Origin of the sequence: Vagococcus lutrae (assembly GCF_003987555.1) — a bacterium.
In the GTDB taxonomy this organism is placed as follows: Bacteria; Bacillota; Bacilli; order Lactobacillales; family Vagococcaceae; genus Vagococcus_A; species Vagococcus_A lutrae.
This window is the reverse complement of sequence record NZ_NGJW01000007.1, coordinates 1-23551: the sequence shown is the minus strand read 5'-3', so window position 1 is coordinate 23551 and position 23551 is coordinate 1. Positions and strand designations below refer to the sequence as shown.

Below are 23551 nucleotides of genomic sequence, written 5' to 3'. Positions count from 1 at the left end.
AGTTAAATCTTACGCTTTCTTTTTTAAAAGGAGAGCATATGATTATTATTGATGGTGACGCGTGTCCGGTTAAAAAAGAAGTGATCAAACTTGCGAGCAAGTATAATCAGCAAGTGTTAATCGTAGCTTCTTTCGACCATTATACGACAGAGGTTTATCCTGCCCATGTTAAAGTGTCGTACGTTGAGCGTGGCAATGACGCAGCAGACTATAAAGTCATGTCTTTAGCCAAGGCTGGCGATTGTTTGATTACGCAAGATTATGGTTTAGCTTCCTTAGCACTTGCGCATGATGTCGCTGTTTTTCATCATTCTGGCAAGCAGTACCATAAAGAAACAATCGATTTTTTACTTATGCAGCGTTACCATCATCAACAACAACGTCAAGCAGGACAACGAACGAAAGGCCCAAAGAAATTTACAAGGCAAGATCGTGAGCATTTTTGTGAACAGTTTGAAAATTATTTAAAAAGAGGGATAACATGACAAAAAAAGTATTAATTGTTTGTTTAGGTAATATTTGTCGGTCACCTATGGCTGAAGCAATGTTACGGCATCGGATTGAAGAGCGTGGTCTGAACGACAAAATTGAAGTTTCTTCACGTGCGACGTCTAATTGGAACGTCGGTCAGGCGCCACACGCAGGAACGCGTAAAAAACTTGCGGAGTATCAGATTGATGATAGCGGGATTTTCTCTGAACAAATCAAGTCTGAAGACTTTGAAACATACGATATAATCTTGGGAATGGATAAGCAAAATATTAAAGATTTGAAGCGAATGGCGCCTTTACAGACACATGATAAAATTCATTTATATTTGTCAGTTTTAGATAATCAGTCAGTTTCAGAAGTACCCGATCCTTATTACACGGGAGATTTTGATGAAACGTATCAACTTTTAGATAAGACAACGAATCGGTGGTTAGATGAATGGGAAAATGAGTAAAATAAAAGAAGCGTTCCGTTGACGGAACGCTTCTTTTTAACGATTGATTGACAAGCCAAAGGCATCGGCGATTTCAGGTGAAGCTTCTTTGATAGGTGTCTTTTTGGCAAGTTCCCCTTGCACGGCAAGGCGGTTAGCTCCAGTATAATCGCAGGTGATTAATGTTAGCAACGTTTTGTCAGGGACAATGTCTAATAAATCAACACGCGTTGGCGCCACGTACTCTTTATACGTGACAGTGTATTCATAGATATACTCTAAGTCGGTTAAATACATGGGAGCGCCTAATTGGATATTGACGAGAGGGCCGAATAAGATTTCAGGATTAATCATATGATGACTGGCCAATGAATAGTTTCCTTCTCCCATTTCCTGTTCGGGTGTCATCGTACCAGCACCAAAAGTTATCGCCGCATCGGAAAGTCCTTTGTAAATCGGAAGATTAATGGAAACACTAGGAATGGCAATGCCACCAAGTACGTATAAATCTTCGTCAGAAAAAGTACCGCGTAAAACACTCTCTAAATCCGCAGCTTCTACGGCATCAAAATCAAAGGTCGTTTCCTTTTTTTTATTTTCTGCTATTTGGTCTTTGGTAATATCTGAAACGCGATATTGATTACTACGTTGTTTTAAAAGGAATGTTTTAATCGGCTCATTAAAAACAAGTGCCAAACCAACTAATAACATTAGAAATAAAAACAGATTGATTAAACTATTTTTTATAGATTTTTTCTTTTTCATATGACTCTCCTAAAAGTTTTATCGTTTGTATTCTAGCATAGTGTATCAAAAAAGACTAATCAAGTGGCTTTTTTAGAATTGTTACAAATTGATGTCTTTTGGAAGCGTTTTATAAAGGAATGTAATAAAAACTTAAACAAAAAATTGGTCCTTTTTGAAAAAAATGATGTAGAATGGTATATATAAGGTAAAGTGAAGCGAGGTGAAAAAAGTGGGTTCCCAAAGAATTTATGTTCATTTAGACACAATTAGTAATGCCGTCACATCCAAAGGTATTACAATGGATGATTTTGAAAAAAATATGTCGCTGTATCCTGAGAATATTTTACTGTTAGACCCCCAAGCGGTCGAAGGCGAGTATGAGCGTCATACAGGGTTAAAAATCATTCGCGGTGAAAAAGATATAAAGCGTTATTTTATGTTACAAAAAGAACAATCTCATCGTTTAGTAAAGTGGATTGATTATAAAGATATTAGCTTAGTGACACAGCTTACTCCCATGGAAATTGCCGAGTTGCTATATTTTGGACACATGGGTACTCAACTACATTCACCCTTTTTCTACAAGTTGCAGAATAACTATGTTTATTTTGAAAAACCAAATCATGTTAGTAAAATATACTATCGTCATTTGGATGATTTTTACTATATTTTAGAACAAAAACTCATTAAACAAGTTACTGAAAAACGACAAGAAAGACGTCTATTCTTTAAAAAGCCTAAAACAATCAATCGTATGCCGACAGATTTATTAAAAGATATGAAACGAATTTTACAAGAAGGCGTTGTTTTTGATTTTTCACAACCTGAATTTTATCAAGGAAAATATAAGATACCGATTTATGTCGTGGAAGATCAAGTTCAATTAGTTGATTATCAACGCTTTGAAAAAGATGATCAGATTGGTATGCTTGAATATGACGACCGAGATGGTTGCTGGATTTTAACAGAAGAAGAATGGGAGTCACTTTCGAGTTTAAAACAAGCTTAGAATGGAAATAAGCTTGTTTTTTTTACTCGAAACTTGCTATAATATAAGAGATTTTGATAATAGAGGAGGAAATAAACCTTGAAAATAATTGCACTATATGGTGGACAAAGCGCAGAACATGAAATTTCAATTTTAACTGCTTATTCAATGTTACAAGCATTCTATTACAATTATTACCAAGTACAATTAGTTTATATCACACGAGAGGGGCAATTGTTGAAAGGACCACTCCTAACTGAAGCACCTAAATTAGAAGAAGATTTGCATTTAACAGTTGATAATGCTGAGACCATATCGTTTTGTGATTTAGTGGAAGAAGACACACTTGTTTTTCCAATGTTACATGGGCCGAATGGCGAAGATGGAAAAATTCAAGGAATGTTAGAAACATTAAATATGCCTTATGTTGGAGCCGGAGTTTTAGCGAGCGCTTGCGCAATGGATAAGATAATGACAAAATTAGTATTACAACAGATCGGAATCCCACAGTTACCGTTTGTCGCTGTAACGAAAAATGATTGGCGTAAAGACCAAGAAGAAGTTTTCCGTCATTGTGAAGGGTCGCTTGTCTATCCAATGTTTGTAAAACCTGCAAACTTAGGTTCAAGTGTAGGAATTAGTAAAGCAGAAAATCAAGAAGAATTGAAGGCGTCGATTGATTTAGCGCTTCAGTATGATCATCGCGTCGTGGTAGAGCAAGGGATTGAAGCACGTGAAATTGAAATTGCCGTATTGGGTAACGAAGAAGTCCGAACAACTTTAGCGGGAGAAATTGTCAAAACGGTCGATTTTTATGATTATGATGCAAAATATATTAACAATGATGTGACGTTACAAATTCCAGCGGATATCCCAGAAGAAATTCACGAGCAAGCACGTGCTTATGCTGAAAAAGCATATTTAGCTTTAGATGGTAGTGGATTAAGCCGTTGTGACTTTTTCTTAACGAATAATCACGACTTGTTCTTAAATGAATTAAATACTATGCCAGGTTTCACGCCATTTAGTATGTATCCATTGTTATGGCAAGAAATGGGATTGAAGTATGGTGACTTGATAGAAGAATTAATTCAACTGGGATTAATGCGTCATCAAGCTAAACAACGATTATCTATTACGCATCAATAGAACAAGACTGAGACAGATGATGACATTTGTCTCAGTTTTTTGTGAAAAGAAAGGAAAAAAATGATGTTATCTATCCAAGAAATTATAAAAGCAACTCAAGGTCAAATGATACACGGATACGACAATCAAGTCGATATTGAGACAATCGAGTTTGATTCACGTAAAATCACTAAAAATAGCTTGTTTATTCCATTAAAGGGACAACGTGATGGACATGAGTTTATTCAAGCGGCAAAAAATCAAGGAGCAGCTGCAACTTTGTGGGAAGCAGGACGTAAGCATGATTCTTTTCCAGAAGAGCTGATTGTCATTGAAGTGCCAGATGTTTTAGGGGCATTTCAAGAACTAGCGGTGTTTTATTTAAACAAAGTTCATCCGAAAGTAGTAGCCATTACAGGTAGTAATGGCAAAACGTCGACAAAAGATATGACCGAAGCTGTTCTATCGCAACGCTTTGCGACCTATAAAACACAAGGGAACTTTAATAATGATATTGGCTTGCCGTATACGATTTTACATATGTCCAGTGCAACGGAAGTGTTGGTTCTTGAAATGGGAATGGATCATGCTGGTGAGATTGAGTTTTTAAGTCGTTTAGCAACGCCAGATGTCGCAGCTATCACGATGATTGGAGAATCACATTTAGAATTTTTAGGAAGTCGCGCAGGGATTGCTAAAGCCAAAGCTGAAATACTCGCAGGCCTCTCGGAACAAGGAGAACTGATTATTCCCGCTGACGAGCCGCTTTTAGCCCCTCATGTACAGAATATTCCTCAAACAGTGACGACATTTGGTTTCACTGAACTTGCTATTTATCAAGCGACAATTATCGAACGTAGTCAACAAGAAACACGTTTTACGGTTTCTTCTCTTTCTAATCAAGTGTTTACGATTCCATTTGTAGGAGATTACAATGTAAAAAATGCGTTGATTGCAATTATTATCGGTTTGAAATTTGGTCTCTCTATCAATCAAATAAGTGAAGGACTAGCACGAACAGAATTAACACAAAGCCGCTCGGAGTGGTTAACGACATGGAACGGTGCACAAATGTTTAGTGATGTGTATAATGCTAATCCGACTGCGATGAAGTTAGTATTAGAAACGATTGCACGTGTAGAAAATCAAGGAAAAAAAATAGCCGTTTTAGCAGATATGGGAGAGCTTGGGGATACATCGGCTGAGCTACATCAAAGTATTGCCCCATATCTAGAACCGTACCAAATTGTGATTTTATATGGAGAGCTAATGAAAAATTTACATACAAAATTGCTACAACAAAACGCTGATTTAGTTGTTTATCATGTGGAAAAAGGAAATGAAGAGCTGATTATCGACTACTTACATGACTTAGTGAAGCCAGAAGACATCCTCGTGCTAAAGGGTAGCAATAGTATGGGGCTTGTGAAAATAGTAGAGAAAATTTCCAGTAAATAACGGATTTTGTTTGTTATGTGTTATGAAATATGTTAAAATTAAAAAGATGTGGACATCACAAGAAAAGTGTAAATTGTTTCCATGATAAATAACATAGATGAAGAGAGACAAATTAGGAGGATCTTATTTGAAATTTAAAGATTTAGGTTTAATACCTGAGCTGTTAGAAGCAGTTCAACGCGCAGGATTTGAAGAAGCAACACCTATCCAAGAAGGCACGATTCCATTGGCATTAGAAGGTAAAGACGTGATTGGACAGGCGCAAACGGGAACTGGTAAAACAGCAGCATTTGGGTTGCCTATGTTACAAAAAATAGATACGTCAGCAAAAGAAGTACAAGGCTTAGTCATCGCACCGACACGTGAGTTAGCTATTCAAACTCAAGAAGAGCTATATCGTTTAGGTCGTGACAAAAAAGTGAAAGTTCAAGTTGTATACGGTGGCGCGGATATCGGCCGTCAAATTCGTAGCTTGAAAGAGCGCCCACATATTGTTGTGGGGACACCAGGTCGTTTGTTAGACCATATTAACCGTCGTACGTTAAAACTTGGTAACATTGAAACATTAGTATTAGATGAAGCAGATGAAATGCTTAATATGGGCTTCTTAGAAGATATTGAAGCAATTATTAGCAAGACACCAGCTGAACGCCAAACTTTACTGTTTTCAGCAACTATGCCAAAAAGCATTAAAGATATTGGGGTTAAATTCATGAAAGACCCAGAACATATCAAAATCAAAGCTAAAGAAATGACAGCGAGTCTTATTGACCAATACTATGTTCGTTGTAAAGACTTTGAAAAATTTGACATTATGACGCGTTTCTTTGACGTACAAGCACCTGAATTGACTATCGTCTTTGCTCGTACAAAACGTCGTGTGGATGAATTATCACGTGGCTTAGAAATTCGCGGTTACCGTGCAGAAGGAATCCATGGCGATTTAACGCAACAAAAACGAATGAGTGTTTTAAGAGGTTTTAAAAATGGGTCAATTGATGTCTTAGTGGCTACAGACGTTGCAGCACGTGGTTTAGATATCTCAGGTGTGACACATGTGTATAACTTTGATATTCCCCAAGATCCAGAAAGCTACGTTCACCGTATTGGTCGAACTGGCCGAGCAGGTAATGACGGTATGTCTGTGACATTTGTTACACCAAATGAGATGGGCTACTTGCGTGTTATTGAAGACTTAACTAAACGCAAAATGTCACCTTTACGCCCACCTACGCAACAAGAAGCTATTCAAGGGCAATTGGGAATAGCTGTCAATACTATTCAAGATGAATTACAAAAAAATGGCTTAGATCATTATCAAAAAACAGCCACAGATTTATTAGAGCAATATGAAGCAGAAGATTTAGTGGCGTTATTATTAAAAACAATCACAAAAGACGATGCTTCAGAAGCGCCTGTTAAAATTACCCCAGAGCGTCCTTTACCACAAAACCGTCGCAACAATAAAGGTGGCGGAGGCCAACGTGGAAAAGGTGGTCAAAAACGCGGTGGACGTTATAATGACCGTCGTAATAACAAAGGCGGCAATGGCAAAAAGCGTTATGATAACAAAGGCAAAGGCCACAGCAAAGATAAAAGTAAACGTGATTTTGTGATTCGCACGAAGAATAAATAAACCGTTTGAACAGGATAGCGAGACTATCCTGTTTTTTTATAGTTATGGTACAATAAAAACAGTAAATGAATGTAGGTGAAAAGATGATTGTTGGAATTGGTGTGGATTTGGTTGAACTTTATCGTATGGAAAAAATAATAAAGGAGTCGCCACGTTTTGTACAAAAAGTATTGACGCCTGAGGAGTATCGATGTTTTGAGCAAAAGAAAGGTCGCCATCAAGTAGAATATCTAGCCGGACGTTTTGCCGCTAAAGAGGCATTTTCTAAAGCATGGGGGACGGGGATAGGCAAACTAACCTTTCAAGATATTGAAGTATTAAACGAAGCAAATGGTCGGCCGTATGTTGCCTTCTCTCCACATGCCGGTCGTGTCCACATCTCTCTTTCTCATAGTGAAATGCAAGCCATCGCCTACGTCATATTAGAAAAATAAAAAAAGCAACTGAGTCAATCAGTTGCTTTAATTTGCTAATGTTTGAGAACTAGGTTTTGATGTCGTGATTTTTTTTATATGATGAATCGGAATCATTTTAATTTGTTGGCTTCCTTGAGGATATAGGACAACCATATCTTGATGAGTTGGAAGTAATTTTAACTTTCCGTAAAAAGTTTCAAAATCTGCTGTTGGATCAGCTGACTCAGCTACTTGCAACACGACAAATTGGTTGTGAGAAGCTGCCTGTCTTAGTTGGAAACGAATTTTTTCAAGCTCTTGTTTTGGCTTGTAGGAATCATCTAAAAAAGAAGCCAAAAAACGTTGAGACGTATCCGTTATAATCTTAGTGAACGATTTAATTGTATGTTTCTTTTTTTGATTTTCCATTATTTCCCCTCCGTTCTTCATGACAACTTTAAGGTAATTATACCTAAGTTGAGGAGTAAAAGTCAAACTTTCAATACGGATTAGGAAGAAGGTGTGTGACATGAAATATAATGTGATTGAACCACTTCATTTTTATTCATATCATGAGTTTGTGAAATTTTCTAATCAAGCTAATGAATTATTTCCAATCAGGGGCTATCGTGAAAAAGCACGGTCAGAAGCCCTGCAACAGTATCGAAAGCCAAATGCAAATCAATCTTCCTATTTAATAAGTTATAATCATAATTGTTTATTATTTCTGTCTTTTGAACGAAAAGGAAACGTCGCAATAGTAACGGATTGTCTTTATCAACCAAATCATTCTCACGCTAGTGCCTCGTTGCCTGAATGGCTTGACCGAATAGATGGGATTTTTCGTTATTTTAATATCACATGTTATCAAATGTATTTAAAAAATGTTTTGGTGGATAGTGAACGATTATTTGATGAGGTTGTGAATGATACGGAAGGAGTCGTATGTGTTCGTCATGTAAGCAGAACAAAAACGGCGATGGTTCTTGGAGGTGGGGGCGCTCGCGGAGCCTATCAATTAGGTATTTGGCAATATTTTAGGGAGAATAAGCTCACCTATGATATCGTTACAGGTGCTTCAGTCGGAGCGTTAAATGGGGCTTTAATGGTTCAGAATGATTGGGAAAAAGCACAGGCGATGTGGCATCAGATTGAAACAACCGATGTTTTTGACATTTCAATGCTACCAGCAGAAGAGATGTCTGATATTTCGAATCTTTTGGACGGGATGAAAACGATGGCAACGAAAGCTGTATTGAACCAAGGCATTTCAACCGAGCCACTATATCAATATGTCAAAGGATTATTAAATCATAAACGCTTAACGTGTGGAAAACCGTCTCTTTGGCTGACAGCGACACATTTGCTGACAATGCAAGAAAGAGTCGTTCATCTTAACGCTTGTGATTCTGAAAAAAGAGTAGATTGGTTGTTAGCTTCAGCTTCTTTCTTTCCAGCTTTGGCACCTCATCAAATCGATGGGGAATACTATGTTGATGGTGGTTATCGAAACAATATCCCTGTTGATATTGCAGTTAAAGAAGGAGCGAATCAGCTTTTTGTCATCGATGTAAAAGGACCGGGTGTGACGAAAAAATACGACGTACCGCTAACCATAACTCCTATAGTATTGAAAAGTCCGTGGTTATTGGGAAATATGTTACTATTTGATACAAGACGAGCGAAATGGAATCAACAATTAGGCTATCTTGAATTGAAACGTGTGATTGAAAAAAAAGCGGGATTTTGGTATACCTTCGATGTGGAAGTGTTGTCAGAAGAATACTTGCAAATGAATCGCGAATTAGTCAGAAAGATAAAAACATTTATTCCAGTGGAACGATTATCAAGCAAAAAAATGCATATTGTATATGAACGTTTACGTATAGTATATATGAGCAAGGTTTCCGCTTATAATCTAGGCTGGGTTATTTTAGAACTGACAGGGAGGTTATACGGACTAGACCCGACTACCTATTATTCAGTGGAATCATTTTGCCAAATGTTGTTAGCGCGTTTGTCACAAGAAACGTCAAGGAATGCGCCGGCAGGGTTGTACTCTTTACCAGAATGGTTAACGCATTATCGTCAGAAAAAATCTGCAATGAGTGAAGAAGCTCAGGTAGCAAGATGGTTGACGCGTTTTCGTCAAGAGAATTGGCAAAAAGATTGGCTTGAAATGGGGTTGCTTATACAGTCGGATACGTTTTTAATCGCCTGTCTTGTATGGAGCTTACAATGATAAAATAAAGGAGAATGATTCATGTCAAGAGAATTTAATTTTGAAATTATGGAAACAATCGCAGTTTTATCCGAGCGGTCAAAGGGTTGGAAAAGAGAATTAAACTTAGTTAGTTGGAACGACGCACCACCTAAGTTTGACATTCGCGATTGGTCTGCCGATCATCAGAAAATGGGGAAAGGTATTTCTCTTTCAAATGAAGAGATAGCTATATTAAAAGAAACGTTAAATCAAATGTAAGTGAGTTCTATATGAAGGAGGCCTTGCTCAATATGAAAAGTATGACAGGATATGCGCAACATCAAGTTACGATACAGGACGTTGCATTGACGTTTGAATTGAAGTCGGTCAATCATCGCTTTCTTGATACTGTTTTTCGTTTGCCAAAGGATTGGTTATTTATCGAACCCGCCTTGAAAAAGCTCGTTCGCAGTAAAATAACACGTGGTAGAGTAGAGTGTTACATTCAGTATCAAGAAACAGACACGCTGCAACAAGAAGTCGTATTGAATTGGGAGTTATATCATCAATTGCTTCAAGAAATGGCGACAAAGTTAACAGTACATCCGACTTCACTCGAGCAAGAAGTGCTAATGCGTACTTTGTTGCAGCACGATTTGTTTTTAAATGTAAAAAATCCCGAAATATCTTGGCAAGAGTATGAAGAAGAATTATTAACCGCTTTTGAAGAGGGATTGGATAAATTAATCAACACCCGAGAAACCGAAGGCACTTATTTGCAAGCCGTGCTAGATGAGCATTTATCCCGTTTAAATGAATTATTAGAGCTTGTAGCGACGCAACAAGAAGCAATTGAATCAGATTGGCAGTCGCGTTTAACAGAAAAGCTACAAGAGTTAGTCGGTGAACAACTAGATGATTCACGAATTTTGACCGAAGTCGCCCTGATTTTAGAAAAAGGGGACATCACGGAAGAGCTGACACGTTTAGAAAGTCATAGTGAACAGTTGGCAACGTTGTTTCAATCAGAAGAAGCGATTGGACGAGAAGCTGATTTTACCATTCAAGAAATGAATCGTGAAATCAATACGATTGGGTCTAAATCAAGAGATTTAGCAATAAAAAATCTTGTCGTTCAATTAAAAACAGAATTAGAAAAACTGCGTGAGCAAATTCAAAATATAGAATAACAGCTATTGATTAAAACAAACACTAAAAAAGACTTGAACTGTTTATCTATATAGCGTAAAATTATTAGATAAGTATTGAAAAGTGAAAGGGTAAGCGATATGTCAGAAAGAGGCTTGTTATTTATATTATCTGGACCTTCAGGAGTCGGAAAAGGGACGGTTAGAAAAGCATTATTTGAAAGTGAAGGAACAGAGTTAAAATATTCTGTTTCAATGACGACACGTCAAATGCGTCAAGGTGAACAAGAAGGTGTCGATTATTTTTTCCGAACAAGAGAAGAGTTTGAGGAAAAAATAGCTGCTGGGGAAATGTTAGAGTATGCAGAGTACGTAGGCAACTATTATGGCACGCCTCTAGACTATGTGAATAAAACACTAGATGAAGGATATGATGTCTTCCTTGAGATTGAAGTGTTAGGTGCGATGAAAGTAAAAGAAAAAGTACCTGAAGGCATTTTTATTTTCTTAACCCCACCTGATTTGGCCGAGTTAAAGTCCCGAATTGTTAATCGTGGGACAGATGAAATGACTGTGATTGACAAACGGATGAGCGTAGCACGCGAAGAAATTGAGATGATGAGTCACTATGATTATGCTGTCGTAAATGACCAAGTCGACAAAGCGGTTGAAAGAATTAAACATATTATTGAAAGCGAACACTGTCGAGTAGACCGTGTTGTAGAACGTTATAAAAACATGTTAAAGGAGTTGTAGTCTTATGATGTTAAAACCATCGATTGACTCATTGTTAAAAAAAGTCGATTCTAAATATTCATTAGTTATTTTAGCAAGTAAACGCGCGCACGAATTAGAAGCAGGTGCGACACCGATGAAAGAAGAGTTTTACTCTGTTAAACGAGTGGGACAAGCACTGGAAGAAATTGATGCAGGAGATGTGGTAGTTGATCCAAATCCTGAATTAAAACGTGAACTTATCCGTCAAAAAGAAGAATTAGAAGCAGCTGAGCGCACACGCGAACGCGAAATTATTGAAGCAAAAATTAGAGAAGAAAACTAATCCAAACAGAGCGGCAGTGATGTCGTTCTGTTTTTTCCTTTAAGAAGACAAGTTATTTAGTTTCTAGTAGAATAGAAAAGGAAGAAGGGGTGTGAGAAGATGGAGCGAATCGCACAAGTAGTGGTAGATGTTCCAACCATGCAGACGGATATTCCATATAGTTATAAAATCCCAGCTCTTTTGTCGAATGTGCTAGAAGTCGGCATGCGTGTGGTGGTTCCTTTTGGGCGTGGTGAAAGACGTATTCAAGGGTTTATTGTTGAGATAGTTACGCCAACGGGAGAAAATCAGACTGATAATCTAAAAGAAATCATCGCCCCAATGGATTTACACCCTGTCTTAAATTCTGAGCTATTGGCACTAGGCGATTATATGCAACGCAAGACGTTCTCATTTAAAATCACCTGTTTTCAAACAATGTTACCACGTGTGATGCGAGCGGATTATGCTAAATATCTCGTATTGGTAGATGAAGTAGATGAAAGAACGTTGTACGAAATATTTAAAGGGAAAGATTATTTAGCTTGGGAAGAAGCAGAAGCTGAAGGGACGTTACCTTATCTGTTAGACTTAAAAAAATCAGGGAAAATTGCCGTTCATTACGAAGTGAGCAAGCGAAATAAAGCGAAGACGAAAAAAGCATTTAAATCGCGTTTAACGTTTGAACAAATTGAAGAAGAGCGAGAGAGTCTACGAAAAAATGCACAGCAACAATTAGCATTATTAAACATTTTACAACAATCTTCAGAGTGTGTGACGTATCAAAAGGCGCGTGAAAAAGCAGGTATTACACCGGCGACAATTAAGACTGGCGAGAAAAAAGGCTGGCTTGAAATAGTGGAAGTAGAAGTTAGAAGGGATCCTTTTGCAGATATAGAGGTTCAAAGGGATGTACCTCAAAAACTGAATGGTGAGCAAGAACAGGCTTACAGGAAAATTACTGAGGCAGTCGCTCAAAAAAACAATCCTACTTTTTTATTACAAGGTGTAACGGGTAGTGGGAAAACGGAAGTTTATTTACAAAGTATTGCCTATGTATTAAACGAGCAACGGACGGCGATGATGTTAGTCCCTGAAATTGCTCTTACCCCCCAGATGACGCAACGATTCAAAGCACGTTTTGGTGAACAAGTAGCGGTCTTGCACAGTGGTTTATCAGACGGAGAAAAATATGATGAATGGCGTAAAATCGAAGAAGGTGAAGCACGTGTCGTGGTGGGCGCACGTTCTGCTGTTTTTGCTCCATTAGAAAATATCGGATTAATTATTTTAGATGAAGAACATGAAACGACCTATAAACAAGATGACAACCCACGCTATCACGCTCGTGATATTGCACGTTGGCGTGCTGCCTATCATCATTGTCCAGTCGTTTTAGGAAGTGCTACTCCTTCGCTTGAATCGCGTGCTAGGGCGCAGAAAGACGTCTATCAATTACTTGTGTTATCTGAACGCGCGGTGCAAGCAGCAACGCTACCAGATATTGAAATCATTGATATGACGAAAGTAGCAACGATTGGCAATATGCAGACTTTCTCCGCACCACTTTTGGATGAAATTAATATCCGTTTGGCTAAGCAAGAACAAATCGTCCTTCTTCTAAATCGTCGTGGGTATTCATCGTTTATGATGTGTCGCGACTGTGGTTATGTGCTGCCATGTCCAAACTGTGATATTTCACTGACACTCCATATGGATGTTAAGCGGATGAAATGTCATTATTGCGGACATGAAGAGGCAATTCCTCATCAATGTCCACAGTGTCGCAGTGATAAGATACGATACTATGGAACGGGGACGCAAAAAGTCGAGGAAGAATTACATGAGTTATTACCAACGGCGAATATTTTACGTATGGATGTTGATACGACACGTAGAAAAGGTGCACATCGCCGTTTATTAGAACAGTTTGAACAGCATAAAGCAGATATTCTATTAGGTACGCAAATGATTGCTAAAGGACTTGATTTTCCTAATGTGACACTGGTAGGTGTCTTAAATGCTGATACGTCTTTAAATCTGCCTGATTTTCGTGCAAGTGAAAAGACCTATCAGCTCTTAACGCAAGTCAGCGGACGGGCTGGTCGAGGAGCAAAGAGTGGAAAAGTGATGATTCAAAGTTTTAATCCACAGCACTATGCGATTCAGTTGGTCAAAAAACAAAGCTACGAAACATTTTATCGATATGAGATGCAAGCAAGACATCAGGGTAACTACCCTCCGTATTTTTATACCGTTCAAATTGTTGCAAGTCATACGGAAGAAAGAGAAGCTGCTAAAAAGATGTTTGAAGTGGCGTCTTATTTAAAAGAAAACTTGTCACAAAATGTGATTATCTTAGGTCCGACGCCAAGTGCCATCATGCGTGTCAACAAACGTTATTATTATCAACTGGTGATTAAGTACAAGCATGAGCCCATGCTGTCATCTGTTTTAAAAACAATTATGGAAGAAAGTCAAGCGGACATGAGGCGTGGATTACTGTTAAGTATCGACGTTGAACCGATGCATTTTATATAGAAAAAGAGGGAAATAAATGAGTTATCCGATAGTGATTCACCCGAATCAAAAATTAACACGTCCTTCACAAGAAGTAGGCGTGATTTCTGATGAGTTAATTCAAATGCTTGATAGAATGAAGCGCACCATGGATGCACATGATGGGATAGGACTAGCTGCGCCACAAATTGGTAAAAATATTCGTGTAGCGATTGTCCAGTTAGACCCTGAGGATGATGTGTTAGAGCTAATTAATCCAGAAATCATTTTTCATGAAGGAGAAAATATTGATGTGGAAGGTTGCCTAAGTTTACCACATCAGTATGGAACGGTTAAACGGTATGAAACGATTGTCGTGCGGTATTTCGACCGTGAAGGTGACGAGTATGAGTTAGAAGCGGATGATTATTTTGCGCGAGCGATTCAACATGAAATTGACCATTTAAATGGCATTTTGTTTATTGATAAGATGATAGAACGAATTGCAGAAGAAGATTTAGAAGACTATATGGAGGGAAGAAGAAATGACTAGTGTAGTATTTATGGGAACACCTGCTTTTTCAGTCCCTATCTTAAAAGGATTGATTGAAAATGAGTATGAAATAAAAGCGGTTGTCACACAACCAGATCGACCTGTTGGACGGAAGAAAGTATTGACGCCTCCTCCAGTTAAAGAGGCAGCCGTTGAACTTGGGATTCCAGTTTTACAGCCTGAAAAAATCTCGGGAAGCGAAGAAATGCAGCAAGTCTTAGACTTAGACCCAGATATTATTGTAACAGCGGCTTTCGGGCAATTTTTGCCTGAAAAATTATTATATGCACCGGAGTTTGGTTCGGTTAACGTTCACGCATCATTGTTACCAAAATATCGTGGTGGTGCGCCTGTTCACTATGCTTTGATGAATGGTGAAAAAGAAACAGGTGTCACCATTATGCGAATGGTGAAAAAAATGGATGCTGGCGATATTTTAACCCAAGCTAAGTTAGAAATTAAGGACACAGATGATGTAGGGACATTATTTGACCGTTTGAGTGTATTAGGAAAAGACTTGTTGTTAGAAACATTACCGATGATTTTAACGAACACGATTACACCGACGCCTCAAAAAGAAGACGATGCCACTTTCTCACCAAATATTAGTCGAGAATTAGAGCGGATTTCGTGGGATAAAACAGCGGAACAAGTGGATTGGAAAGTTCGGGGGATGCATCCGTGGCCAGTTGCACATACGTTATGGCAAGAACAACGCGTGAAAATTTATCAGGGGCAACCGTTAGAGAAAAAAACGAACGCTAAGCCAGGCACAATTGTGACAATAAATAAAAAAAGTTTTGAAGTTGCATGTGGGGGCGGAACAGTCTATGAGGTGCTGACATTACAACCTGCTGGGAAAGCTAAGATGTCAGCTGTGAACTTTTTAAATGGTGTTGGTCGTCAACTGAATGAAGGAGATCAATTGACATGGTAAGTGCATCAAGAAAGAAAAAAACAGCTAAAAACAATCCTCGGTTCGCGGCGTTAGAACTCTTGGTTAAAGTGTCGGAACAACAATCTTATTCTAATTTATTAGTTGACCAAGTCATTCGAGAAGGCGAATTAACCCCACAAGACGCCCGTCTTATGACGGAAATCGTTTATGGGACATTAAGTCGTCAATTGACACTGGATTATTTTTTAGCGCCTTTTGTAAAAAAAGCGAAAAAATTGGATAATTGGGTGCGTCAGTTACTACGCTTGACTTTATATCAAATGGTTTACTTAGATAGAGTACCCGATCATGGAAGTGTCAATGAGGCAGTTGAAATTGCTAAGATAAAAGGAAATGCGGGGATTGGTAAGTTTGTGAATGGTGTTTTACGCACGATTCAACGTCAAGGAGTTCCTGCTATTGAAAACATCGAAAATCCAATCGAGCGATTATCGATAGAAGTCAGTTTGCCAGTATGGTTAGTGGAAAAACTATGTGAACAAATCGGCGAAAAAGAAACGCGTGAACTAGGATTGTCGCTGTTAGAACCTAGCTCGGTCAGCGCACGTGTGACTGCTCGTGAGCTCACGCGAGAAGAAGTGCTTGAACAATTAAAAACAGCTGGTTATGACGTACAAGCAAGTGAGGTATCTCCTTTTGGAATCGTGGGAAGTAAAGGGTTTTTAGCTGGAAGCGAGATGTTTCGTTCGGGTCAGTTAACTATACAAGATGAAAGTTCCATGTTAGTCGCACCGAGTATGCAAATTGAACCACAACACCAAGTGCTAGATGCTTGTGCCGCTCCGGGTGGCAAGACGACACATATTGCGCAATATCTCGACGCTAAGCAAGGAGGACAAGTGACGGCTTTAGATATTCACGCCCATAAAGTGAAGCTCATTGACCAAAATGCCAAGCGTATGAATGTGACCGATGTTGTCAAGACTCAAAAGATGGACGCAAGAGAGGTTAAGACTGTTTTTTCAGATGCGTCATTTGACCGCATTTTAGTGGATGCGCCGTGTTCAGGTTTAGGACTACTGCGAAGAAAACCAGATATTCGCTATCATAAGCGACCAGAGGACTTTGAACGACTCCCGAGTATTCAGTTAGAAATACTTGAAAGTGTTTCGCAAAAAGTGAAAGAGTGGGGTATAATAACTTACAGTACGTGTACAATTTTATCAGAAGAAAACGAAGAAGTGGTCCGTTTGTTTTTAGAACGAAATCCTAACTTTAAAGCTATTCCAGTAGAGGGAACGGATTTTGTAAATGACCACTCAGATTATGGTGTGACGCTTTATCCACATCATTTTAACACGGATGGTTTTTTTATTAGTTGTTTACAACGGATAAGTTAAGAAGACGCAAAGAGGTGTAAGAATGAAAATCGGATATCAGACAGATATTGGACAGAGGCGTAAGAGTAATCAAGATGCAGTAGGTATTTTTGAAAATTTAAAAGAGTTAAAATTAGCTATCGTAGCTGACGGTATGGGTGGACATCAAGCTGGTGACATCGCTAGTCAACAAGCTGTAGCTGATATTGGCTCATTGTGGGAATCAACAGCTTTACACGATGAAGAAGCGATTATTCAATGGTTATTACAAGTCATTCAAAAAGAAAATGAAGTCATATATGAGCGAGGTCAAAGTGACGCGTCGAAGATGGGGATGGGGACAACGATTGTTGCCACGGTTCTGTTAACGAATCGCAAACTTGTTTTAGCACATGTTGGTGATAGTCGTTCGTATTTAATCAGACAATCAGGGTTACGACAATTAACAGAAGACCATTCTTTAGTGAATGAATTAGTCAAATCGGGGGAATTAACACCTGAAATGGCTAAAAGCCATCCGCGAAAAAACGTGTTAGTACGTTCGTTAGGGATTCCTGGAGTGGTAGAAGTTGATGTAACGACGATTGAAACAGAAATTGGTGATAAGGTATTACTATGCTCAGACGGTTTAACGAATATGTTAAGCGATGATGAGTTATTAACAGTGATTACTCAACCGTTGTTGCCTGAAGAAATCGTGCAGCAGTTGATTGAAAAAGCGAACGAGGCGGGCGGTACGGATAATATTACCGCACTGTTAATAGAAATTTCGGAAAAGGAGGATGAAGCACGTGATTGATATTGGTTCGAAGATTAATGGCCGTTATAAGGTTATAGGGAATATCGGTAGTGGCGGTATGGCAAATGTATTTTTAGCTTATGATCCGATACTAGATCGTGAAGTTGCTGTGAAAGTTTTACGTTTTGACTTTCAAAATGACCAAGCAGCAATTCGTCGTTTCCAAAGAGAAGCGTTAGCTTCATCCGAGTTAGTTCATCCGAATATTGTCAGTGTTTATGACGTAGGAGAAGAAGACGGCTTACAATATTTAGTTATGGAATATGTTAAGGGGACGGATTTAAAGCAATATATTAAGAATCACTACCCGATTCCGTTAGAGATGGTTGTGACCATTATGGAACAAATCTTATCGGCCATTTCACTTGCTCATCAGCACCGGATTATTCATCGCGATTTAAAGCCGCAAAACATATTAATTGATGAATTTGGAAATGTTAAAATTGCAGACTTTGGTATTGCGATTGCTTTATCAGAAACATCGCTTACTCAAACGAATACATTATTAGGGTCTGTTCATTATTTGTCGCCCGAACAAGCTCGTGGAAGTATGGCGACACGTCAATCGGATATCTATGCCTTGGGTGTGATATTATTTGAGCTACTAAGTGGGAAAGTACCTTTTGAAGGTGAATCAGCTGTTTCGATTGCTTTGAAACATTTTCAAACGGAGATTCCTTCCGTTCGAGAATTAAATCCAGCTATTCCACAAGCACTTGAAAATGTTATTTTACATGCGACTGCGAAAGAAGCGACAGATCGCTATGTCTCTGCTGAAGAAATGGCACGAGATATTTCGACATCATTATCGCCATTACGGGAAAATGAGCCACGCTTTGAACCGCAAGCAATGATTGAAGAGACAAAGGTGTTAACCCCGTTACCCGCTGAGCCAGAACCTGTTGCAGCAGTGATAGAAGAACCTCAAGAGCCCGTTACGACTGAACAAGAGGAAGAAGTGCCAGTTAAAAAAGGCAAAGGAAAATGGTGGTTCCTCGCTTTCTTAACGGTAGTAGTGATAGGAATTCTATTATTCCTAGCATTTGTACGTCCTTCAAGCATAACTGTGCCGGATACAACTAATATGACCGTAGAAGAGGCGGAAAAAGTGTTAACTGAAAAACAATTTAAAGTCGCCGCCGACCGCGAAGAAACATACGATGATCAAATCGAAGAAGGTTTGGTTGTAGAAACAAGTCCACGTGGTAATGCTAAAGCTAAAAAAGGTAGTGAAGTGACACTAATCATTAGTAAAGGCCCTGATAAGATTGAAATTGACGACTATGAAGGCTTGCGCTTTACGGATGTAGAAAAGACATTATTAGATTTAGGATTTAAGCGTCGTAATATAAAAGTAAAAGAAGAAGAAAATAGTGATGTTGAAGTAGGCATGATTATCTCACAAAACCCTGCTGGAGGTTCCACACTATCTCCAGAAAAAGATAAGATTGAGTTTATTATTAGTAAAGGCGTCAAAGGCTTTAAATTACGTGATTTGACTTCTTACAGCCAAATGGATGCTGAAAGCTATTTAGAAGAGAAAGACTTAACTTATGAAGTGGAACGTGAATATCATGATAGTGTCCCTGCTGGGTATATTATTACTCAATTTCCACCTTCGGGAAGAATGGTTGATAAAGGTGATCATATTAATCTAGTCGTATCTTTAGGACCAGCACCGCAACCAGAAACGACCGAAGCGACAGTAGAAACAGAAGCGCCTGAACCTGAAGGCAATACAACCACAGACTCATCAGAAAAAGATAATAAAAAGAATAAACCTGATGAAAATAAAACAACAGATAGTAAAGAATCGTAATTAATAGACTGTATTTTACAAAGGGTAGTACTTTGTGAAATACGGTTTTTTTATTTTTGTATTAAATTGAGCTATGCTATACTCAAATTTAGTATAGATTAAAAAGGAGAATATCATGTATTACATCTTATCGTTTTTAGAAGGGCTTATTACATTTATATCACCGTGTATATTGCCGTTGTTACCAATATATCTTGTTTATTTTTTGGGCGGTGAACAAAAATCGTTTCGTCTTTTGTTTTATCGAACGCTCGCTTTTGTTTTAGGATTTACGACGATATTTGTGTCCATGGGTGTTTTTGCAGGATGGATAGGGAGTCTTTTCGTTCGCTATCGACTGGCTATTCAGTTATTAACAGGCGGGTTTGTAGTGTACGCTGGTCTTTATTTTTTAGGTGTGATACCTGAAGAGTGGGGAAAAATATTTAAAGGACGGTCGACTTCGCAAACAAAGCAACAACCAGATACCCTTTTATCATATTACCTGTTTGGGATAGTCTTCTCACTGGCATGGAGTCCATGTTTAGGTGTGTTTTTAGGGTCTGCTCTAAGTCTTGCTTCCCATCAAGGAACCGCATTAAAAGGAGCCTTAATGCTAGTCAGTTATTCTTTCGGATTGGGCTTACCCTTTATGCTAAGCGCCTTTTTTATGGATAGTCTAAAGCCGTTGTTTAATAAAATAAAAGCTAACTATGACATCATCAATCGTGTTTCGGGCATTATTTTGATAATACTAGGTATTTTAATGATGACAGGATTTATGACAAAACTACAATTATGGTTATTATAAGGAGATAGAAATGAAGAAAACAATTATTTTTGGAAGTATTTTAGCAGTATTGTTAGTTGCAGGTACAGTGGTGTATCAAAAGTTAGGTGAAGAGGTTACCCCAAGCATCGTTGAAGAGGAAGTTATACAAGATGAGTCAGTAGAAGCCCGTCCAGCCCCCAATTTTAATATGTTAAAATTTGAAGGGGGAGTAGTAAACTTGGAAGATTTTATCGGGGAAAAACCTGTCGTACTAAATTTTTGGGCTAGTACTTGTCCACCATGCGTCTATGAAATGCCTACTTTTCAACAAAGTTTTGAAAAACATGAAGATGTCCAGTTTGTGATGGTCAATATTCTTGGTTTTAACGGCGAAACGCAGCAGTCAGCTCGTCAGTTTATTGATGAGAACAACTATACGATGCCAGTATTTCACGAAGCTAACGGTGAAGCCTCTAAAGCTTACGGCCTGACGTCGATTCCAAGAACACTATTTATCAATAAAAAAGGTGAGATTATTTTTGAACAAAATGGTATGATGGAGGAGAAAGTTCTAACAGAAGGTATCACTGCATTACTAAATGAGGGAAGTGACTAATTGAAAGAAGGACAGATTAGAAAAGCATTGAGTGGCTTCTATTACGTCTACTCAAATGGAGAAACTTATCAGACTCGTGCAAGAGGGAATTTCCGTAAAAAAAGTATCACCCCACTCGTTGGCGACCGGGTTAAATTTCAAGCTGAAGAACAGTCAGAAGGTTATTTAATGGAAGTGTTACCACGAAAAACAGAGTTAAGGCGACCGGCGATAGCGAATGTTGACCAAGCGGTTTTAATCATGAGTGCGACAGAACCTGCCTTATCTCTAAATCTATTAGATCGCTTTTTAGTAACGGTCGAGTATGAAAAAATCACGCCGATTATTTATTTAACGAAAATAGATTTACTCACTCCAGAAGAATATGAATCACTTCGTCAAACGATGAGTATATATGAACGAATGGGCTACCAGGTAATGATTCCAGAACGAGAGTCAGATCAAACTTGCTTAGCTAATTTATCATCATTGTTTAAAGAAAAGGTAACCGTTTTTATGGGGCAGACGGGTGCAGGCAAGAGTACACTTTTAAACAAGCTATCACCTGAGCTCGATTTAAAAACAGGTGAAATATCACAATCATTAGGCAGAGGACGCCATACGACACGTCATGTGGAATTACATCCACTTGCAGGTGGTCTGGTAGGGGATACGCCTGGATTTAGTTCTATCGACTTTAAAGAGATTGAGGCGGTTGAACTAAGTCAGCAATTTGTAGAAATGCGTGCGGCCAGTGATTACTGCCAATTTCGCGGGTGTTTGCACGTGGCAGAACCCAAGTGCGAAGTGAAACATTTAGTGGAAATAGGTGATATAGCGACGAGTCGTTATGAAAACTATTTACAATTTTTAAAAGAAATTGAAGAACGTAAACCAATTTATCATCGAAAAAAATAAAAAGGACGTGAAGAGATGAAACTTGCACCTTCTATTTTAAGTGCGGATTTTGCGAATTTAGAACGTGATGTGAAACTAGTGGAAGCAGGTGGCGCGGATTATATTCATATTGATGTGATGGATGGACAATTTGTTCCTAATATTACACTAGGACCGAACATTGTAGCTGCCTTACGCCCAGTTACAAAATTACCATTAGACGTTCATTTGATGATTGTTCAACCAGAACGTTTTATTCCTGATTTTGCCAAAGCAGGCGCGGATATTATCGTCATACATCAAGAAAGTACACCTCATTTACATCGTGGTATTCAGATGATTAAAAATGAAGGCGTTAAAGCCGGTGTGGTCATAAATCCCGGTACCCCTGTATCAGCGATAGCTCATGTTTTGGAAATGGTTGATTTAGTTTTAGTCATGACGGTTAATCCAGGGTTTGGCGGACAATCGTTTATTGAGAATACACTAGGTAAAATTGAAGAACTGGCTATATTGCGCGAGCAACACGGTTATCATTATGAAATTGAAGTCGACGGGGGGATACAGCCCGACACAGCACGTCTTTGTGCTAAAGCAGGCGCAGATGTTTTCGTCGCTGGATCTTATGTATATAATCATGAAAATCCAAAGGGTCAGTTAGCTAAATTAAGAGAAGCGGTGTCAGAATAATGACGCGAATAGTCATTGTAGGTGGAGCAGGTTCGGTTAATTGGCCGAATCTGTTTGCTTTTAAAGAAGAAACGGTGACGTGGATTGGCGTTGACCGTGGAACATTGCATTTACTAGAAAAAGGTATCACACCACATGTGGCTGTGGGAGATTTTGATTCGTTATCAGCGGAAGAATTTCAACAGGTTAGTCAAATCGTCTCAGATATACGGACGGCACCACCTGAAAAAGATGAGACGGACACGCAACTTGCTTTAACGATTGCGTTAAACGAATATCCGGAACAAACGATTACACTGGTAGGAATGACAGGAGGTCGATTAGATCACTTTTTAGCAAATCTATGGATGCCTTTAGAGCCACGTTTTCGTCCTTTTTTAGAACGAATCGAGATGCGAGATGCACAAAACACGATTACGTATTTTCATCCAGGAAGGCACGTTATTGAGAAAGAGCAAGATAAAAAGTATTTAGCTTTTGTCTGCTTAACACCCGTAGCTAAATTAACATTAGAAGAAGTTAAATATGAGTTGGAAGAGTATGATGTTTCGTATCCGATGAGTTTTGCAAGTAATGAATTTTTATCAAATAAGGCGACGTTCTCATTTGAAACGGGAATAATGGCCGTCATTCAAAGTAAAGATTAAAAAGGGCTCTTTGTCAAATAGGACTGATGAGTCAAAATGAAGTCGAAAGATGAGTGGAACTCGTTCCATTCATCTTTTTTATTTTACTTCAATAAGGCGATTCATCATGAATATTCTTAATTTCATGTTCTCAAATGATTTAAATCCATAGGATACCCGTTTTAAGGTTTTAATATGTGTGTTTTTAGCTTCAATCTTACCGTTTGAATAGGGATATATGAGGGAATTACGAATCCCTTCTTCATAGTTTAAAAGGTTTTGAAGTTTCTTACGAAATTCTGAATCTAATGTTTCAGGTAGTTCTTTTAGTTGTTGGATAAATGACACGTGATTTTTGCTTCTGAAAGCATCCATAAT

26 protein-coding genes are annotated in these 23551 nt (G+C 38.5%); 23 read left to right on the top strand and 3 right to left on the bottom strand.

What is annotated here, in order from left to right:
- Window positions 1-38: 38 nt before the first annotated feature.
- Together CBF33_RS06040 and CBF33_RS06035 are read left to right on the top strand one after the other, a co-directional pair.
- Complete coding sequence (locus CBF33_RS06040; RefSeq protein WP_126762514.1) at window positions 39-485, top strand: YaiI/YqxD family protein; 447 nt, start codon at window positions 39-41, stop codon at window positions 483-485.
- Window positions 482-946 (top strand): low molecular weight protein-tyrosine-phosphatase, encoded by a 465-nt coding sequence (locus CBF33_RS06035; protein ID WP_126762512.1) that lies wholly within the window; start codon window positions 482-484, stop codon window positions 944-946. Before CBF33_RS06040 ends, CBF33_RS06035 begins: the two co-directional genes overlap by 4 nt.
- Before the next feature lie 36 nt (window positions 947-982).
- Here the strand turns inward: CBF33_RS06035 and CBF33_RS06030 are convergent, their stop codons facing one another.
- Window positions 983-1690 carry a class A sortase gene (locus tag CBF33_RS06030; RefSeq protein ID WP_126762510.1) on the bottom strand — a complete coding sequence of 236 codons (708 nt, stop codon included), beginning with the start codon at window positions 1688-1690 and terminating at the stop codon, window positions 983-985.
- 211 nt (window positions 1691-1901) lie between these two features.
- On the opposite strand from CBF33_RS06030, the gene CBF33_RS06025 reads away from it, so the two are divergent.
- The 5 genes from CBF33_RS06025 to acpS all read left to right on the top strand — a co-directional run bounded on the left by CBF33_RS06025 (window position 1902) and on the right by acpS (window position 7316).
- Window positions 1902-2681 (top strand): hypothetical protein, encoded by a 780-nt coding sequence (locus CBF33_RS06025; protein ID WP_126762508.1) that lies wholly within the window; start codon window positions 1902-1904, stop codon window positions 2679-2681.
- A 78-nt stretch (window positions 2682-2759) separates the two neighbouring features.
- Complete coding sequence (locus CBF33_RS06020) at window positions 2760-3809, top strand: D-alanine--D-alanine ligase (RefSeq protein WP_023606080.1); 1050 nt, start codon at window positions 2760-2762, stop codon at window positions 3807-3809.
- 60 nt (window positions 3810-3869) lie between these two features.
- Window positions 3870-5246: a UDP-N-acetylmuramoyl-tripeptide--D-alanyl-D-alanine ligase gene (locus CBF33_RS06015; protein ID WP_126762506.1), complete on the top strand. Its 1377-nt coding sequence runs from the start codon at window positions 3870-3872 to the stop codon at window positions 5244-5246.
- Window positions 5247-5373: 127 nt separating this feature from the next.
- Entirely contained in the window at window positions 5374-6882 is a 1509-nt protein-coding gene (cshA, locus tag CBF33_RS06010) for a degradosome RNA helicase CshA (RefSeq protein ID WP_170167763.1), read from the top strand.
- 83 nt (window positions 6883-6965) lie between these two features.
- The gene (gene acpS, locus CBF33_RS06005; RefSeq protein WP_023606083.1) at window positions 6966-7316 is read left to right on the top strand and encodes a holo-ACP synthase; all 351 of its coding nucleotides are present in this window, start codon (window positions 6966-6968) and stop codon (window positions 7314-7316) included.
- Window positions 7317-7343: 27 nt separating this feature from the next.
- Here acpS and CBF33_RS06000 read toward each other — a convergent pair whose 3' ends face one another.
- The gene (locus tag CBF33_RS06000; protein WP_126762502.1) at window positions 7344-7706 is read right to left on the bottom strand and encodes a hypothetical protein; all 363 of its coding nucleotides are present in this window, start codon (window positions 7704-7706) and stop codon (window positions 7344-7346) included.
- Between the two features lie 100 nt (window positions 7707-7806).
- On the opposite strand from CBF33_RS06000, the gene CBF33_RS05995 reads away from it, so the two are divergent.
- From CBF33_RS05995 to CBF33_RS05920, 16 genes are all read left to right on the top strand, one after another.
- Window positions 7807-9519: a patatin-like phospholipase family protein gene (locus CBF33_RS05995; protein WP_126762500.1), complete on the top strand. Its 1713-nt coding sequence runs from the start codon at window positions 7807-7809 to the stop codon at window positions 9517-9519.
- 21 nt (window positions 9520-9540) lie between these two features.
- Window positions 9541-9759, top strand: coding sequence for a YdbC family protein (locus CBF33_RS05990; RefSeq protein WP_023606086.1), 219 nt, complete (start codon window positions 9541-9543; stop codon window positions 9757-9759).
- A 32-nt stretch (window positions 9760-9791) separates the two neighbouring features.
- Window positions 9792-10670, top strand: coding sequence for a YicC/YloC family endoribonuclease (locus tag CBF33_RS05985; protein ID WP_170167762.1), 879 nt, complete (start codon window positions 9792-9794; stop codon window positions 10668-10670).
- Window positions 10671-10769: 99 nt separating this feature from the next.
- A complete protein-coding gene (gmk, locus tag CBF33_RS05980; RefSeq protein ID WP_126762496.1) occupies window positions 10770-11384 on the top strand; it encodes a guanylate kinase in 615 nt (204 codons plus the stop codon).
- Window positions 11385-11388: 4 nt separating this feature from the next.
- On the top strand, window positions 11389-11688 hold the full coding sequence (rpoZ, locus tag CBF33_RS05975; RefSeq protein ID WP_126762494.1) for a DNA-directed RNA polymerase subunit omega: 300 nt from the start codon (window positions 11389-11391) through the stop codon (window positions 11686-11688).
- A gap of 99 nt (window positions 11689-11787) precedes the next feature.
- A complete protein-coding gene (priA, locus tag CBF33_RS05970; protein WP_126762492.1) occupies window positions 11788-14208 on the top strand; it encodes a primosomal protein N' in 2421 nt (806 codons plus the stop codon).
- 16 nt (window positions 14209-14224) lie between these two features.
- Window positions 14225-14719 carry a peptide deformylase gene (def, locus tag CBF33_RS05965; RefSeq protein ID WP_126762490.1) on the top strand — a complete coding sequence of 165 codons (495 nt, stop codon included), beginning with the start codon at window positions 14225-14227 and terminating at the stop codon, window positions 14717-14719.
- Window positions 14712-15656 (top strand): methionyl-tRNA formyltransferase, encoded by a 945-nt coding sequence (fmt, locus tag CBF33_RS05960; protein WP_126762488.1) that lies wholly within the window; start codon window positions 14712-14714, stop codon window positions 15654-15656. The genes def and fmt overlap by 8 nt, the downstream gene beginning before the upstream one ends.
- Entirely contained in the window at window positions 15650-17017 is a 1368-nt protein-coding gene (gene rsmB, locus CBF33_RS05955; protein ID WP_126762486.1) for a 16S rRNA (cytosine(967)-C(5))-methyltransferase RsmB, read from the top strand. The genes fmt and rsmB overlap by 7 nt, the downstream gene beginning before the upstream one ends.
- Before the next feature lie 22 nt (window positions 17018-17039).
- Complete coding sequence (locus CBF33_RS05950) at window positions 17040-17795, top strand: Stp1/IreP family PP2C-type Ser/Thr phosphatase (protein WP_126762484.1); 756 nt, start codon at window positions 17040-17042, stop codon at window positions 17793-17795.
- The gene (gene pknB / locus CBF33_RS05945; protein WP_126762482.1) at window positions 17788-19614 is read left to right on the top strand and encodes a Stk1 family PASTA domain-containing Ser/Thr kinase; all 1827 of its coding nucleotides are present in this window, start codon (window positions 17788-17790) and stop codon (window positions 19612-19614) included. The genes CBF33_RS05950 and pknB overlap by 8 nt, the downstream gene beginning before the upstream one ends.
- Window positions 19615-19729: 115 nt before the next feature.
- Entirely contained in the window at window positions 19730-20404 is a 675-nt protein-coding gene (locus tag CBF33_RS05940) for a cytochrome c biogenesis CcdA family protein (protein ID WP_126762477.1), read from the top strand.
- A 10-nt stretch (window positions 20405-20414) separates the two neighbouring features.
- Window positions 20415-20981: a TlpA family protein disulfide reductase gene (locus CBF33_RS05935; protein ID WP_126762475.1), complete on the top strand. Its 567-nt coding sequence runs from the start codon at window positions 20415-20417 to the stop codon at window positions 20979-20981.
- Complete coding sequence (rsgA, locus tag CBF33_RS05930; RefSeq protein ID WP_126762473.1) at window positions 20982-21878, top strand: ribosome small subunit-dependent GTPase A; 897 nt, start codon at window positions 20982-20984, stop codon at window positions 21876-21878. It begins immediately after the preceding gene.
- A 15-nt stretch (window positions 21879-21893) separates the two neighbouring features.
- Entirely contained in the window at window positions 21894-22547 is a 654-nt protein-coding gene (gene rpe, locus CBF33_RS05925) for a ribulose-phosphate 3-epimerase (protein WP_126762471.1), read from the top strand.
- The gene (locus tag CBF33_RS05920) at window positions 22547-23194 is read left to right on the top strand and encodes a thiamine diphosphokinase (protein ID WP_126762469.1); all 648 of its coding nucleotides are present in this window, start codon (window positions 22547-22549) and stop codon (window positions 23192-23194) included. Before rpe ends, CBF33_RS05920 begins: the two co-directional genes overlap by 1 nt.
- A gap of 78 nt (window positions 23195-23272) precedes the next feature.
- Here the strand turns inward: CBF33_RS05920 and CBF33_RS05915 are convergent.
- Window positions 23273-23551 (bottom strand): transposase (locus tag CBF33_RS05915; protein ID WP_148112234.1); only part of this gene is annotated, 279 nt, incomplete at its 5' end.

What these genes read in the sequence shown, in the direction of transcription:
- CBF33_RS05995 (WP_126762500.1), top strand. Translation starts at nt 7,807, where the DNA reads ATGAAATATAATGTGATTGAACCACTTCATTTTTATTCATATCATGAG.
- fmt (WP_126762488.1), top strand. Translation starts at nt 14,712, where the DNA reads ATGACTAGTGTAGTATTTATGGGAACACCTGCTTTTTCAGTCCCTATC.
- rsmB (WP_126762486.1), top strand. Translation starts at nt 15,650, where the DNA reads ATGGTAAGTGCATCAAGAAAGAAAAAAACAGCTAAAAACAATCCTCGG.
- CBF33_RS05990 (WP_023606086.1), top strand. Translation starts at nt 9,541, where the DNA reads ATGTCAAGAGAATTTAATTTTGAAATTATGGAAACAATCGCAGTTTTA.
- CBF33_RS05920 (WP_126762469.1), top strand. Translation starts at nt 22,547, where the DNA reads ATGACGCGAATAGTCATTGTAGGTGGAGCAGGTTCGGTTAATTGGCCG.
- priA (WP_126762492.1), top strand. Translation starts at nt 11,788, where the DNA reads ATGGAGCGAATCGCACAAGTAGTGGTAGATGTTCCAACCATGCAGACG.
- def (WP_126762490.1), top strand. Translation starts at nt 14,225, where the DNA reads ATGAGTTATCCGATAGTGATTCACCCGAATCAAAAATTAACACGTCCT.
- CBF33_RS06040 (WP_126762514.1), top strand. Translation starts at nt 39, where the DNA reads ATGATTATTATTGATGGTGACGCGTGTCCGGTTAAAAAAGAAGTGATC.
- CBF33_RS06000 (WP_126762502.1), bottom strand. Translation starts at nt 7,706, where the DNA reads ATGGAAAATCAAAAAAAGAAACATACAATTAAATCGTTCACTAAGATT.
- CBF33_RS06015 (WP_126762506.1), top strand. Translation starts at nt 3,870, where the DNA reads ATGATGTTATCTATCCAAGAAATTATAAAAGCAACTCAAGGTCAAATG.
- rpe (WP_126762471.1), top strand. Translation starts at nt 21,894, where the DNA reads ATGAAACTTGCACCTTCTATTTTAAGTGCGGATTTTGCGAATTTAGAA.
- rpoZ (WP_126762494.1), top strand. Translation starts at nt 11,389, where the DNA reads ATGATGTTAAAACCATCGATTGACTCATTGTTAAAAAAAGTCGATTCT.
- CBF33_RS05985 (WP_170167762.1), top strand. Translation starts at nt 9,792, where the DNA reads ATGAAAAGTATGACAGGATATGCGCAACATCAAGTTACGATACAGGAC.
- CBF33_RS06030 (WP_126762510.1), bottom strand. Translation starts at nt 1,690, where the DNA reads ATGAAAAAGAAAAAATCTATAAAAAATAGTTTAATCAATCTGTTTTTA.
- acpS (WP_023606083.1), top strand. Translation starts at nt 6,966, where the DNA reads ATGATTGTTGGAATTGGTGTGGATTTGGTTGAACTTTATCGTATGGAA.
- CBF33_RS05940 (WP_126762477.1), top strand. Translation starts at nt 19,730, where the DNA reads ATGTATTACATCTTATCGTTTTTAGAAGGGCTTATTACATTTATATCA.
- CBF33_RS06035 (WP_126762512.1), top strand. Translation starts at nt 482, where the DNA reads ATGACAAAAAAAGTATTAATTGTTTGTTTAGGTAATATTTGTCGGTCA.
- gmk (WP_126762496.1), top strand. Translation starts at nt 10,770, where the DNA reads ATGTCAGAAAGAGGCTTGTTATTTATATTATCTGGACCTTCAGGAGTC.
- CBF33_RS05950 (WP_126762484.1), top strand. Translation starts at nt 17,040, where the DNA reads ATGAAAATCGGATATCAGACAGATATTGGACAGAGGCGTAAGAGTAAT.
- CBF33_RS05935 (WP_126762475.1), top strand. Translation starts at nt 20,415, where the DNA reads ATGAAGAAAACAATTATTTTTGGAAGTATTTTAGCAGTATTGTTAGTT.